Here is a 13,931-nt window from a genome sequence, read left to right as displayed (position 1 = left end):
CGCCGCGTGTCAGCCGCCACTGGTCTCCACGCCTGCCTCTCCACCCTGCAGATACGCCTCCACCATCGCCGCCCATCGCATGTACGCGGCGGCGCAGAGGTGCAGCCCGTCGGTGGTCAGTTCGGCCGGCAGCACTCCACCCGGTGCGAGCCCGGCATTGAGATCGAGATAGCCGCTGCCGGTCTCCGCGGCGAGCGCCTTCAGACCGTCGTTCAGGATGCGGATCTGATCGTTGCGCCGGAAGTCCCATTGGCGCCGGATGTCCGGCCAGGCATGGTCGTCTGCGACATAGAGCACGGATTGGATAACGATTCCGGCCCCCTCCTTTCTCAGTCGGTCAATCAGTGCCCGGAAAGGCTGCTGGAGCGCGGCCGGCGGCGTACCGTATCCGAGATCGTTGGACCCGACCATTACGAAGACGAGACGTGGGTGCAGTCTCGTGACGGCGTCGACTCGCTCCAGGATCTGGCCCACCGTATCACCGGAGGCGCCCCGGTTGACGACATCGCGGCCGGGCAGCAGCTCGTTCCATTGCGGCGCGGCGGTGAGGCTGTCGCCCAGCATCACGATCTCGGCATGAGCCGTGGGATACAGCCACGACAGCTGCACGGGCAACGGATCCACGCGGTGGCGGGGCTGGAGGAAGGCAATATCGGGCAGGAAGCGCGCCATGACGCGCTGCGGAAGCTGGGATTCGAGCGCGACCGCGACGAGCAGGGCGGCAAGGATCAGGGCCAGGATTTTCATCGCCGATCGATGCCGGTGGCCCCGCTGCGCGCGGACCATGGCGATCCGCCGTAATCGCGGCCGCCGTTCACAAGGTGCGCCCGATCGTGGCCGATGCCAGCGGGGCGGGAACGGTGAGGACCTGGCCCGGATAGATCAGGTCCGGATCGCGGATCTGCACGCGGTTGGCCATGTAGATGATGGTGTAGCGGGTGCCCTGCCCATACGCGCTGTGCGCGATCCGCCATAAGCTGCTGCCCGGCTGGACGACGACCTTCCCCTGGGCCAGGGCGAGGTCGGCCGGGGCCGCGCGCTGGAAGGGCGTTTCGGTCCGGTCGGTCACCCGACCGTCAGCATCCAACTGGTCGGCCCGCAGGCGGTATGTGCCCGGGGCGATCGGCCGGTCTGCCGAGATCCGGAATGCGCCCGCGGTGTCGATCCACCCTTCGCCGATCGGGAGGTTGTCGAGATAGAGCCGGACGAGGGCACCGCCTGCGCCGTGCCCACTGATAATCACTGCGCCGTCTTCGCCGTAGTCGACGACATCGATGGACAGGCCGGGCAGCGCCGCGGCGGCGGCGTCCGGAGCCTGCAGGATGGTGGAGGCGCCGCCGGCCTTCGGGATCACCAAGACGAGCGGCTTGCCGTCGCCCTGACCCGGCCCCGCCGGCAGGCCGTCGATGGTTCCGTCGCGCGAAGGAACGATGACCAGCGCGATATCGCCGGACGCCGTCGTGCGGCCGTTCTGCGTCGCACTGAGTGAGATCTGATGATCACCGGGCGCGATCGGCTCTTCCGAGACGAAGACCCAGTCGCCATCGGCATCGGCATCGACCGACCCGATCGCTTTCGCGCCATCCCGCAGAGTGATCCGGCTTCCGGCAGGCCCTTGGCCGGCGATCACCTGGTATCCGCTGGAATTGATCCGGATCGCGTCGAACCGCAGGAGGGGCTCATGCGCGACGTCCCCGCTCCGCCCGGTCTCATGCCCATCCGGGGTCGAAGGCGATGGGAGCTTGATCGACGTCATGAGGCTATCGGTGGCGGGCAGCGACGACGGGATCACTGGAGACATTTCGACCGGCTGCGGATCCGATGCCTCGGTTGACAGCCGGTACACGATCGTGGACGACGCCGGGAAGAGCGCGAGGGCAGCGCCATAGATCAGGAATGCGTGTTTCACTTAGGATCTGCCCAGATGAGGCGCCGAACCTGCCCGGCTCCGCGCGGCCACTTGATGCCCGCCCGCAAGTCTCCCGCTCCGCCCCGGCGCTCTTCGCCGCCTCGGCGCCATCTATAACCAAATTCCGAAAACGATTACCTGTTTTCACAGGATAATATAGATGTTTATTGAATACGAGTACCTCTTTTGTGGATACGTCCGGAGAAGCAAGTGCACTCAGTCTCGGCCAGATCTATACGGGAGAGAAGATCAACATCATGCGACGGCAACGACAGACCGACACCGGGGGGGGGTGCGCACGTGTTCCAATAGGCTTCCGTGGCTTTCTTGCTCGCAACAGAACAATGCTACGGGAGATCGGCGACGAAGGTGTATCCAGACTAAAGCCTTCAGCCGACGTCATCCTTCCAATGCATTACCTGGTTAACCCTATGCCTGGTCCGGCGCCAGATATCAAAGGCATTTATTGCGCTTTCTATCTTGTTTTCGTCCATACGGCCGACCCGTATCCGATCTTTGAATACCATCTTACACCCTAAATGGCAGATAGATTACTTTCCTGTCGTCAGGCTCCATTGTGAAGATCCCGAATACCAGGCAAGCGAGCCAGTCGGACTGAGTCTTTTAGTGGCGGCACGCTGACCTTCGTCTCTCAGCCAAGGCGTCGATCCTTTTCATTCTATGAGGAAACGATGGCAAACTTCCCTACATCAGGCGATGACGTGATCTCGGGGTTGGCCGGATCCGATACTATCGACGCTTTGGCCGGGAATGATCATGTCTCCGGCCTCGACGGAAATGACACATTATACGGCAATGACGGCGATGATTTTCTCTATGGCAATGGAGGTGATGACACGTTGTCCGGTGGCGCCGGTCTGGACAATCTCGATGGCGGCGGCGGCAATGATACGCTTTATGGCGGCGACGGTACCGACACCCTGAATGGGGGCAGCGGCAACGACACACTCGCCGGTGGCAGCGGCAACGACCGGCTCGACGGTGACGATGGCAACGACCTGCTGTATGGTGGGCTGGGCGCGGACACGCTCGGCGGCGGAGACGGTGATGACCGCGTCTGGGGCGGCGACGATACCGATGCTCTGAACGGCGATAACGGCAATGACATCCTTTACGGCGATGCTGGCGACGATGTCCTCTGGGGTGGCGCCGGACTCGATGTGCTCAATGGTGGTGACGGCGCCGATCGGCTCCGGGGTGGTGACGATTCCGACCGGCTCAACGGCAACGCCGGTGACGACTACCTGTTTGGTGAGAACGGCGACGATCTGATCGATGGTGGCGATGGCCGTGATGTGATCGACGGCGGCAATGACGACGATACGATCTATGGCGGGCTCGGAGACGACATCGTCACCGGCGGCGACGGGCTGGACATCATCATCGGCAATGCCGGCAACGACAAGCTCGACGGGGGCGCCGGCACCGACCTGCTGAGCGGCTATGAGGGTGATGACCTCGTCCTGGGTGGCGCCGGCGACGACGTCCTCGGCGGCGGTCTCGACCAGGACATCCTCCAGGGCGGCGACGGCAAGGACTCGATCGACGGTGGCGCCGGCGACGACAAGATCCATGGTGACGCCGGCGACGACGGGATCTCCGGCAGCGTCGGTGATGACAAGCTGTTCGGCGATGGCGGCCGCGACATCATTCTCGGCGGCGATGGCATCGATGAGATCGATGGCGGTGCCGACGATGACACCCTCGACGGCGGTGCCGGAACGGATTGCCTCAACGGCGGCACCGGCAATGATCTCGTCCGTGGCGGAACCGGGAATGACGCATTGAGCGGGGGCGACGGCAACGACACGCTCGTCGGCAACAGCGGCGCCGATCTGATGACGGGCGGTGTGGGCGACGACATCTACTATATCGATGATCGCGCCGACGTGGTGAACGAGAAGGCAGGCGAGGGCAACGACTGGATTGTGACCTGCTACTCGACGACCCTCGACAGCACGGTACAGAATGTCGAGAACGTGCAGCTCTACGGGCTGTGGGCCCTGACGGCCGTCGGCAATGCCGGCGCCAACCGCCTCGTCGGCAACGACGGCAACAACGCTCTGGCCGGGCTTGGTGGCGACGACATTCTCAACGGCGGCCTGGGCAAGGATCTCCTGGACGGTGGCGCCGGCAAGGACGTCCTCACCGGCGGGGACGCGGTGGACACCTTTCGCTTTATGACCCCGGCCGATTCAGCGGTCGGCGCCAATCGCGACGTGATCACCGACTTCACCGCCGGGCAGGACAAGATCGATCTGTCCTACATCGACGCCGCCGCCGGTGTGTCCGGCAACCAGGCCTTCAGCTACATCGGCACCACCGCTTTCAGTGGCCATGCCGGGGAGTTGCGCTTCGCCGGCGGGGTCGTCAGCGGTGACATCAACGGGGACGGGCACGCCGATTTCGAGATCGGCGTGGCCGTGCCGTCGCTGAGCGCCAGCGACTTCGTTCTGTAGGTTCTTGAGCATGACGACGGCGCCGGGATACCGGCGCCGTCCCGCCTCGTGAACCTCGGCGTCGGGCGCTCAAGTCTGGAAACGATGGCTGAACCCGCGATTTCGGCCGCGCAGGCCACAAACCGCTCCATCGTCGAAGCAGAGTATCGCTTCGAGGACAGAACGTCGGGTCGGCGATGGCGGCCAACGACATCCGCAGTTCGTGGCTCAGCATCGTCAGGACGCAGCCTTCGCTCCACCCGCCCTGGTCCGAGCCTTCGCCTGCAGACGTCATGACGGCAGCGACGGCCGGGTACAGCTGGCTGCCGGATCCTCGGCCATCGATCAAACCTACAGCCGAAGGCCGCCGGATCGCACAGGACGCATGGGGTGAGTCGTCAGCAGGCCGGCACCTTCTATCCCCTTTGGATGACTTGCAGCCACACCGGGATCAGAGAACCATTTCGTCCCGGAGATGCTGGTCGATGAACTGCCTCGATTCCCTCTTGGCCGCCATGGAATCGGCACTTGATGGGCAGGATGGCCCCACGACTGCGGTGTATGACGATGACACGATATGGACGGTTCGGGCTCTCCACCGCGGCGTTGTCCGCCGCCCTGATGCTGGGCACCACCCCAGCCTCGGCCCAGTCGATGACCGAGGCGCTGGCATCGGCCTATGCCACCAACCCGGACTTGGCCGCCGATATCGCCAATCTCAAGGCGGTCAATGAAGGCGTCGCCCAAGCGCTGTCGGGCTACCGGCCTCAGATCACCGCGGACGCCAGCATTGAAAGCCAGTTCAGCAACACCACCACCGACAGTGTCCCGGCAACCGGCCTCATCTCGCAGTTGCAGCCCAGCGGCAGAAGAGGCGACCCTCTGAGTTCCGGCGGCCGGGAAGGCTACTGGCACGAGGTCAACCCGGCCACGCTTGGCATCACCGTCACGCAGAATATCTACAATGGCGGTAGAACCCAGGCTTCGGTGAACCAGGCCGAGAACACTGTGATGGCGACCCGCGCGGTCGTCCAGACCACCGAACAGACGGTGCTGCTCGACGCCGCCACGGCCTATGCCGATGTGGTCCAGGCCCAGGCGGCGCTCGACGTGCAGCGGAGCAACGAGGCGGTACTGCGCCGACAGTTGCAGGCGACCCAGGACCGGCTCAATGTCGGCGAGGTGACCCGAACCGACGTCAGCCAGGCCGAGGCCAGCCTGGCCAGTGCCGTTGCCGGCCGTGTGGAAGCGGAAGGCACGCTGCGCGCGAGCCGCGCGACCTTCGAGCGCTTCATCGGTCAGCCGCCGGGATCGCTCGAGACGCCGGCGGTGCCCTCTGGGCTGCCGGCGTCGATGCAGGACGCGATCCGGAACGCCCAGTCGAACTATCCGGGCATCGTCGCTGCAGTGTTCACCGAACGCGCCGCGGCCGACAACATCGATCTGCAGTTCGGCGCCCTGCTGCCGTCGATCGACGTGCAGGCGCGGATACAACGGCAATATTCGACCATCTCTCATCCGCAATCGAGCGACGGTGCGCAGAGCCGCATCGACTCCGCCGCGATCCTCGCGCAGGTGACCATCCCGCTGTACTCCCAGGGGAATCAGGAATCGCTCGTGCGCCAGGCCCGCTACACACATGGCCAGCGCCGCATCCAGATCGAATCGCAACGACGACAGGCGATCCAGAGCGCCGTGCAGTCATGGCAGGCGCTGGTGACGGCGCGGGCGGCGATCAAGTCGTTCCAGGCTGCGGTCAAGGCCGAGCAGGTAGCAGTGGAAGGCCTGCAGCAGGAAGCGCAGGTCGGATCGCGCACCGTGCTCGACGTGCTGACCGAGCAGCAGAACCTGCTCGACGCCCAGCTCAACCTGGTCCAGGCGCGGCGCAACGAGGTGGTCGCAGGCTACCAGCTGCGCAATGCCGTCGGCACGTTGACCGCGCAGGATATGGGCCTGCCGGTCAAGGTCTACGACCCGGAGCCGGATTATCAGAAGACCCGCGCCCGCTGGTGGGGTACGTCGGTCGACGAATGATGGTCATCCAGGTAAAGGCGTCGGCGATCGATCAGCACGACAATGGTCACGGTTCGCCTCGTCTCAATCGTTTCCGGTCAATCCCTCTGGGCGACAAGGGTGGCGGTGCGAAGAGCCTCCAGCAGCGCCACTGAGGGGCGTCGCGTGATCGGCAGGTCGTGGCCCCGCTGGAATGCGGCGATGGCGGACCGGGTCTTGCGCCCCATCCGGCCGTCAATCCGCCCAGCATCGAGATTTATCTGAGTCAGCAACCGCTGGATCTCGGCGATCTCGGCAGCGGTCACCGGTCGCTCCGACGCAGCCGCAGGCCGTGTTCCAGTGCCGTCCGGTCCAGTTGCGATCGCCGTTGCGGCACGGCTTCGCTGCGCCGGCACCGTCAACCGCGCAGCCAGGTCGTCCAGGATCCGGTCCGAGTCATCGTCGGGCATGACCACCTGGCTCAACGGAAGCGGGTCCGCCCCCGGGACCAAGCCGACAAAACCGACGCGCGAGACAACGAGGCCACCGGTGCCGGCGGTCGACTGCAGCCTTGCCAATGCCTCCCTGGCCTGCTCGTTTCCGGCATCGGCCGCCACCTGGTACCAGCCGATAGCGGCCCGGGGATCGGGGAGCCCAAGCTCACCATTCTCATAGAGCCGGGCCACATTGTAGGCGCCGCGCGGGTTTCCGGCAGCGCTGGCCCGGCGAAACCAGAGCAGCGCCTCCACAGGATCGCGTGTCGTGCCTGAGCCGCTGAGGCAGGCGAGGCCCAGGGCATTCAGTGCACCTGAATGTCTGGCCGCCGCAGCTTCGCGGAAGCGGGCCACCGCCGCTTCGGAATTGCGCGGCACCCCGAGGCCCTTCTCCAGCAGTACGCCGAGATTATAAGAGGCGCTGGCGACGCCCTGGTCGGCGGCCCGCCGATACCAGTAGGCAGCTTGTTCGAAACTGTTCGGGACCTCGATGCCGAGCGCAAAAAATGTGCCGAGATCGTGCTCGGCGTCCGCCTGTCCGGCGGCGGCATCGCGCGCCAGGCGCCGCAGTTCGGCGGAGGCGTTGTCCGGCAGGCGGATTTCGGTTGTTCCATCCCGAGCCGGAACAACGGCTCCCGGCGCCGCCCCCTGGGCTGCAGACTCGGACTTTGGAGCCGAAGCCCCGAGGCCGGGAACTCGGGGTTTCTCGGCGGTCTCGACGAGAGGCGCCGCGTCCGCCAAACGGACTGCCAAGCCTTCCGCAACGAAACACCCTGTCAGAATCAGCAGTGTCACGAGCGTCTGACGGGCATACGGGTTGCAAGCCCCGTTCGGCTCTCGATCGAACCTGACTTCGCAATTGGCCAGAGACTTCACCTGACCTCCCTGCCCGCCTGAAATTCGGCCTGTCGTCGAGATCGGTTTGGGCATAGGACCGGGCAAGCCGCTTCTGTGCGGAAGACACCGCCTGCCCGGTCCCATGTGGGGGAGCTGCGAGGCTGATCAGCGGAGGTCGCTCAGCCCTTTCAATTCCCGAGTTGGATCCTAGATACAAGGCCCGCCTGGATCTAGATGCACATCCGGTGGTGGGCGTCCACCTGGGATCGATCCTCGGAAGGAGTCGGCCCGTCCGCCGGTCGGCGCGCTACCACTTTCTCCTACCATCAGGGCAACTGGCTTCAGATGGCCCCGGTGTCTCCCTAGGGCCTACGCAGCCCGACGCCGGGAATCTCCCGTGACGCACGAGTTCGGTTTGCTGCACGCCTACGCCTTCCGACGTGTGGGCCTGCCCCTGCTCAGCCATCGGGATCATCAAGCAGATGACAACCGCGGCCGTCGCCTCACTGAAGGTCTAAATTGATCGCAGGGTCTGCATTGGCTACTCTCGCATTCATGTAACGCGACGAGGTTTCATGATCATAAAGCGCGACCTCAATATGGAGAGACCGACCGGGCCAGCGTATCCGCGATTTTCCTGCAAAACGCAGCCACCTCGCTGTTGTTGTCCCGGCGGCGATCATGCTGCCGACGTTACAGCGATTGCGAAATTAAATATCCGTTCAAGTAGTTACAAAAAATTCTTAAATTATTTAGAAAGATTGTATATTTTATTCATGCACCCGATATTTCTATATACTGTCTGTCGCAGGGGGCCGGCAAACAACCGGCCCCCTTTGTTTTGCGCGCTCCGAACCTCGAGCATTCGCTAAGATTTTCAGCGAAAGAAGGCCTCGGCGTTCGGTGCGATCGAGCCGCGGATGACTGGATTCAGAGAGAGAAATCCGAGGCCGTGAGGTGGGAAGCCCCATATAGCTCGATGTGGAAGTCGGAAGCGCCGTCGCCATTCACGTCGCCAGCTATCGTCACGTGCCCCCCACCGCGGTCGGCATAGCGCAACTCCCCTGCATGATGGCTGTACAGCGCCGACCCGATGAAGGTGAAAGCCTGGTTGCCCGCCACGCCCATGTTGGCGTCGATCGCCGACAGGACGACGTTGTCACCCTCGGCATGGCTGAAGTCGCTGATCGTGTCGGCCTGGACGACCGGCGTGTGCTGGACCGACGTGAAGTTGAACCGGTCTGCGCCTCCCCCCCCGGTCAACACGTCTGCACCTGCCCAGCCATCCAGCACATTCGCCCCGCCATTGCCGACAAGGTTGTCGTGCCCGGCCGACCCGTTGACGTTCTCCACCGAGGTGTAGACGTCGTTCGCCGCATCTCCGCCTGAGCCCTTGCCCGTCGCGAGGTTGACCGTCACGCCGACATTGCTGTCGGTATAGGTCACCGCATCGATGCCGTTGCCGCCGTCGAAGGTGTCGCCGGCATAGGTCGCCCCTGGCCCGCCCCGCATCACGTCGTTGCCGTCCTGGCCGTAGAGATAATCGTAGTCGGCCCCGCTGCTGAGCGTATCGTTGCCCGCCCCGCCATATAGCATGTTGGTACTGCTGTTGCCGGTCAGGGTATCGCCGTAGGCACTGCCATCGATATTCTGAAAGTTGACGAAGCGGTCCCCCGTCGCCTCGCCGCCGCTGGCTGCATGGGTGGCCAGGTCAATGGTGACCCCGGCGAGAGAGTTGCGATAGCTGAGATAATTCAACGTGCTGCTGTCGCCGCCATCCATGACGTCGGCGCCGACACCGCCTTCAATGTAGTCCTGACCGGCGCCGCCATCCAGATGATCATCGCCGCTCGCCCCGACCAGATGGTCGGTCTCGCTGCCCCCGAAAATCGTGTCGCTCCCGTTCTCGCCAGTCAGGTAGTCCTTGCCCCCGCCGCCGTCGATCCTGTCGTCTCCGGCTTGGCCGTAGATGTGATCACCGCCGTCGAGTCCGGCGATGACATCTGCTCCCATCGAGCCCCACAAATCATCGATACTGGCGGTTCCGTTGATGATCATTGCGATCATTCTCCTTACGAATCATTCAGCATTGCTTCGCCAAAAAACGAGATCAGCCATCCGTGTGCAAATGAATAATTATATGAACAATTTTCGGCGAATAACTATTTATGATTTTATGTAGAATAAAGTCTCGGCGAAGCGAAGCGGGAGATGTTTTTTCCTTCTGCACTAGGTGGTAGCGGATTATTGTCTGACGAAGATTTTTGATTCAGGCCTAATTGTCGCATCACGTCGAATCGGTGCCGCAGACTGGATCTGCACCGATGTGCGACATCGGCATCGCCCTCGGCGCGACGCCGGCGTTATCCTCCGTGGAGCTGCTGCGGCTTCGGGATTTCACGCCCGCAGAACGCATCCCCGAATGCTGCGCCGGGCAGTTTCGGCTGACAAATCCGTCAGGCTCCGGGCGGCTGCATCCAACGAAATCGGCCGCGCCACTGCATCGGCGATCAGGCGTTCCGAATCGCGCCGACACTCATCGCGTGCGGGAGTTCGCCGCCCGGATCCCGAACCCACGATGTGAGAGTCGGGGTTAGGACCGCGGCTCGGCGGGAAGGCTGAATTGGAACAGGGGAACAACGGTCATCCGATCCGTCGAGCTGCCGAACGGATGATTGATCGTCAGGCGCAGAGCTCGCGCCTGCCAGTCCACTCCCCCAAGGAAGAGCAGTTGGCCGAAGACATGCGACTGCGGTCCGATCACCAGTTCCGGATTGTCCACCGGGGCGACGAAGAAATAGCTCCTGCCACGTTCATCAGTCAGCAGCAGGCTGCCGGATGGGTTAAGTCGCTGCCGGTAAAAGGCCGGATTGAAGATCTCAACGGAGACGACGATGCTGGAGGGCAGGAAGCTCACGGTGTCGATCAGGATCGTCACGCCGTTCGGATGGGTTTTGCTTTGCCGCACATGGACGGTGGCCGGAGCGGAGAACGGCACGGCTGGCGGCTGTGTCGGCCGGCTGATCCCCAGTCCCGGCGGCGGCAATCCGGGCTTGACCAACGGGTAGGACGGCGTCGGGCTACCCGGCGTGCGGGGAGGCTCCTGCACCGGCGGCGGTAGATCGAACTGGGCATGCGCCACATTGACGAGATTTGCGGCGATGATCGGAATCGCGACCACCTGGATGCAAAGGCTGAAAATGCGCTGAGCGGTCCGGAACAATGCGTCGCGGCAGACGGGCCTTGCCATGGTGCTCAAATCTCCGCCGTCGGGCCCAGCCACGCGGATCGGCGATCGGTTGAAGCCGATCATCCCGTTTTCGGATGCCATCTCTCGCCGACATGATCGCCGCTCCCTGTTCCGCGGAGTGTCGGCACGCGCAGATGGCTCACGTCCATTGGGGGGACGCCTCTAGGCGTAGCCTTTCGGAACGGTCGGACGGCAGTTGTGGGCTAGCGCGAAGAAGTAAGCCTGGATGAAGACGCGAACCGCGCTGGACAGGCTGCCGTCGCTTCGCTGCGACGCACGGATCCGCCCCACGAGGGCATTCACGGGAATGCCCTCCCGCGTCACTATTTCCTCCAGCCCGCGCCAGAACTGCTGCTCGAGGCGAATGCTGGTCCTGTTCCCCCCGATTGTGACATTTCGGGTCCGGGGCTCGAGGGGGTTCAGTAAGTGGAAGTTTGCAGATCGGCCCATTATCTTCGCCGTTTCAAAATGTGATGGCTATATTCTTCTTGAACCGCGAAATCACTGAAGCCCGGAATTCGGCTGTTGACGTATCCATTTCGACGGGCGGTGTACTCCTTCCGCTCAGGCGGCCGATACTAACCGGCTTCGGAGGCGGTGCATGACCGTCGCCTCTCCGCTAGAACCGCTCGATGCCGATCGCGCAGTCTGAAGCCGAGTATGGTGGCCTCGTTGGGGAAGATGCCAAGCCTGCTTCGGGCGGGCGAGGCCGAACCCAGGGGATGTCGGTCCCGCGCTTGTTCTTGCCGTGCAGCCGCTCCAGCGGATTGGTGGAATGGAGCTTGCGTCGGCGGTCCCCATTGAGGCCACATAGGCCAGGACGTCAGTCTCGGCTGTGTCCTTGAAGGCGGCAAGCTTGGACAATTTGAGCGGGTGTTCGTCGGCGACTCGACGCGTCTAGGCCCAGTCGGCGGTGACCTCCTTCTGGGCGAAGGCGGTGGCGATGAGGGCCGAAACCACCCGATGGCCGCTCTTGCCGGCATATCTCGGGACGTTCCTCATGAACAGCGGCCCCGGCGTATCGGGCGGCGAGCCAAGCCGAGACGGCGGTGACGGCGCAGAGCGGCGATTTTGGGACGGCATGGATGCGGACCTCCTCGCCCCGGCGCCTGGTCGGGCTTGGAGCCGGCTACGAACAGCACCAAGCCCTCGGAAGTTAAGGTCGATCCCGCAGGTCGAAGCCGGCAAGAAGCAGCGCCCGGTGGCGCAGGCAGCGCTTCGGTGCCGGCGCCGCTGCCGTGGCTGGGTCGAGCAGCAGCAGAACGGTCCGCAGGTTCTCCTCAAGCAGCGCGGCCGTCCCGTCAGGACGGGCGCTGTTGATCCGCAAGGTCGGCGAGGAAGGCGTTGAACCGGGCATCGTCGAACTGCAGCGCGGAGTATCGGTTTGCCTCGGCGGGAAGGCCCCATAGACGATCATCGCGTCGACGCTCCGACCCCGGGCATTGCTCGAAACCGAAGGATTCCTGCCCCTCCCGGCCCGGATCTCCGAGCCGACCCGAATCCGGCCACAGCAGCCAGTTCGACGACACGAGCATGACCGCACGCGCTGCTATCCCGCCCTTGCATTCGATAACCATTTTGGACGCCGCCCGGCCCAAATTCAGACGGTGGCTCCAGAACCGGTCGGCTCTCACTCGTCTTCGGCAGGCGACATCCCCGTTGGCGTGATCGCTGCTTTGAACGCCTTCAATGCGTTTTGAGAATCCGTCAGCAACTCCAATATTCTGGCAGCCACCGCCGTATCCAGTTTCTTGATTTTAATTGCATCAATAATATCATTTTGCTTCTCTATCAAAATCAGTCCCCGTGCTATCTTTCTATCAAGGATTTCCATTTTTTCTCTCGCACTTCCGAGTTTATCCTCCTCCTTGATCAGAAGGCTCAACAAAACGTCACGGACGTTTTGATCTTCCTCAAATTGGAAACGGGAATGAAAGATATCGATGTTTCGCTCTATCGCGACACGTCGCGGGGACATGACCGTTCTTCCTGCCTTGAGGTTGCGACTGGGTCGTGAACGAGCTATCCGCATGCCTCGCCGGCCGGAAACATTCGACGGCGACGTTCGCATTTTAACACAATCCGAGGTTTTCGGGGCTGGAGTATCGTCTCAGCTCGCTCGCCCGTCCACTGGCGTCCGGCTTGCGTTCGGTGTGGGGACGCGGTCTCCAGCGCATGGTGATCACCAATATTGCACGCCTCCTTGTGCCCCGTCGCGGTATGTTCTGCGAGCGCGCACCTAGGTTGATCGGCCGGCATACGCCATTTCCGGCCATAGCCGCGGCGCCCTTATCGAGGACGTCGCTCGAATCCGCAGAACCCGGTTTGTTCCATCAGATACCGCTATCCAGCGTCGAACCCGCAGCCTACGCCGAAAGACGTACTTGGGAGGCCTGAATACTGTGTTATGGTTATTTCGCTTCGACCGAGGAAATGAATGTGTTCGGGCCGTCACCCGGCACACGGTATTGCGGATAAAGTATTCTTGCCCGTGTTGACGGATCGGGAAGGAACGCTTGAAGCTGGAAAGGCCGCCAGACGATGGCGGCCTTTTCCAAATCATGCGGCGCGGGTTTTTGCCGCATGCAGCTTGAAGGCGATTTCGGTCCGGTTCCGGGCCTGCAGCTTCTTCATGATGGTCCGGATGTGCACCTTCACGGTGCTCTCACAAAGGTCCAGCTCATAGGCGATGATCTTGTTCGGCTTGCCCAGGGCGACGGCATCGGCGACAGCGCCTTGCCGTTCCGAGAGGCCGAGCAGGCTGTGAGCGGTCTGCTCCCCCTGCGGCCGCTCATTGCCGGAGTTCCGGAGAGCGCTGGCAGGGACGAACGTGCCTCCGGCCATCGCGAGGCAAAGCGCCCCGATCGCCGAGAGGCCGAGCAGGCTGTGAGCGGTCTGCTCCCCCTGCGGCCGCTCATTGCCGGAGTTCCGGAGAGCGCTGGCAGGGACGAACGTGCCTCCGGCCATCGCGAGGCAAAGCGCCCCGATCG

At 63.3% G+C, this 13,931-nt stretch carries 11 protein-coding genes; 2 read left to right on the top strand and 9 right to left on the bottom strand.

The annotated features are described in order from the left end of the window. Window positions 1–9: 9 nt before the first annotated feature. Window positions 10–786 carry a GDSL-type esterase/lipase family protein gene (locus AB4Z01_RS19335; RefSeq protein WP_441696216.1) on the bottom strand — a complete coding sequence of 259 codons (777 nt, stop codon included), beginning with the start codon at window positions 784–786 and terminating at the stop codon, window positions 10–12. A gap of 28 nt (window positions 787–814) precedes the next feature. Then, window positions 815–1,909: a LysM peptidoglycan-binding domain-containing protein gene (locus AB4Z01_RS19330; protein WP_441696214.1), complete on the bottom strand. Its 1,095-nt coding sequence runs from the start codon at window positions 1,907–1,909 to the stop codon at window positions 815–817. A 692-nt stretch (window positions 1,910–2,601) separates the two neighbouring features. Between AB4Z01_RS19330 and AB4Z01_RS19325 the strand changes: the two genes are divergently transcribed. After that, on the top strand, window positions 2,602–4,389 hold the full coding sequence (locus AB4Z01_RS19325; protein ID WP_441696213.1) for a calcium-binding protein: 1,788 nt from the start codon (window positions 2,602–2,604) through the stop codon (window positions 4,387–4,389). A gap of 540 nt (window positions 4,390–4,929) precedes the next feature. Continuing rightward, the gene (locus AB4Z01_RS19320) at window positions 4,930–6,402 is read left to right on the top strand and encodes a TolC family outer membrane protein (RefSeq protein WP_441696212.1); all 1,473 of its coding nucleotides are present in this window, start codon (window positions 4,930–4,932) and stop codon (window positions 6,400–6,402) included. Between the two features lie 77 nt (window positions 6,403–6,479). Here AB4Z01_RS19320 and AB4Z01_RS19315 read toward each other — a convergent pair whose 3' ends face one another. The 7 genes from AB4Z01_RS19315 to AB4Z01_RS19285 all read right to left on the bottom strand — a co-directional run. After that, window positions 6,480–7,730 carry a peptidoglycan-binding protein gene (locus AB4Z01_RS19315; protein ID WP_441696210.1) on the bottom strand — a complete coding sequence of 417 codons (1,251 nt, stop codon included), beginning with the start codon at window positions 7,728–7,730 and terminating at the stop codon, window positions 6,480–6,482. A gap of 891 nt (window positions 7,731–8,621) precedes the next feature. Then, a complete protein-coding gene (locus tag AB4Z01_RS19310) occupies window positions 8,622–9,758 on the bottom strand; it encodes a calcium-binding protein (protein WP_441696208.1) in 1,137 nt (378 codons plus the stop codon). Window positions 9,759–10,284: 526 nt separating this feature from the next. Next, window positions 10,285–11,004 carry a hypothetical protein gene (locus tag AB4Z01_RS19305; RefSeq protein WP_441696206.1) on the bottom strand — a complete coding sequence of 240 codons (720 nt, stop codon included), beginning with the start codon at window positions 11,002–11,004 and terminating at the stop codon, window positions 10,285–10,287. A 99-nt stretch (window positions 11,005–11,103) separates the two neighbouring features. Beyond that, a complete protein-coding gene (locus AB4Z01_RS19300) occupies window positions 11,104–11,391 on the bottom strand; it encodes a ribbon-helix-helix domain-containing protein (protein WP_441696204.1) in 288 nt (95 codons plus the stop codon). A 706-nt stretch (window positions 11,392–12,097) separates the two neighbouring features. Continuing rightward, window positions 12,098–12,358: a hypothetical protein gene (locus AB4Z01_RS19295; RefSeq protein WP_441696202.1), complete on the bottom strand. Its 261-nt coding sequence runs from the start codon at window positions 12,356–12,358 to the stop codon at window positions 12,098–12,100. Between the two features lie 213 nt (window positions 12,359–12,571). Next, window positions 12,572–12,919 (bottom strand): hypothetical protein, encoded by a 348-nt coding sequence (locus AB4Z01_RS19290; RefSeq protein WP_441696200.1) that lies wholly within the window; start codon window positions 12,917–12,919, stop codon window positions 12,572–12,574. A gap of 581 nt (window positions 12,920–13,500) precedes the next feature. Next, a partial coding sequence (locus AB4Z01_RS19285) for a helix-turn-helix transcriptional regulator (RefSeq protein WP_441696198.1) occupies window positions 13,501–13,931 on the bottom strand: 431 nt, incomplete at its 5' end.

The organism is Inquilinus sp. YAF38 (assembly GCF_052113205.1).
Taxonomy (GTDB): Bacteria; Pseudomonadota; Alphaproteobacteria; order DSM-16000; family Inquilinaceae; genus Inquilinus.
The sequence above is the reverse complement of the archived record's forward strand: the minus strand, read 5'-3'. Positions and strand labels throughout refer to the sequence as shown.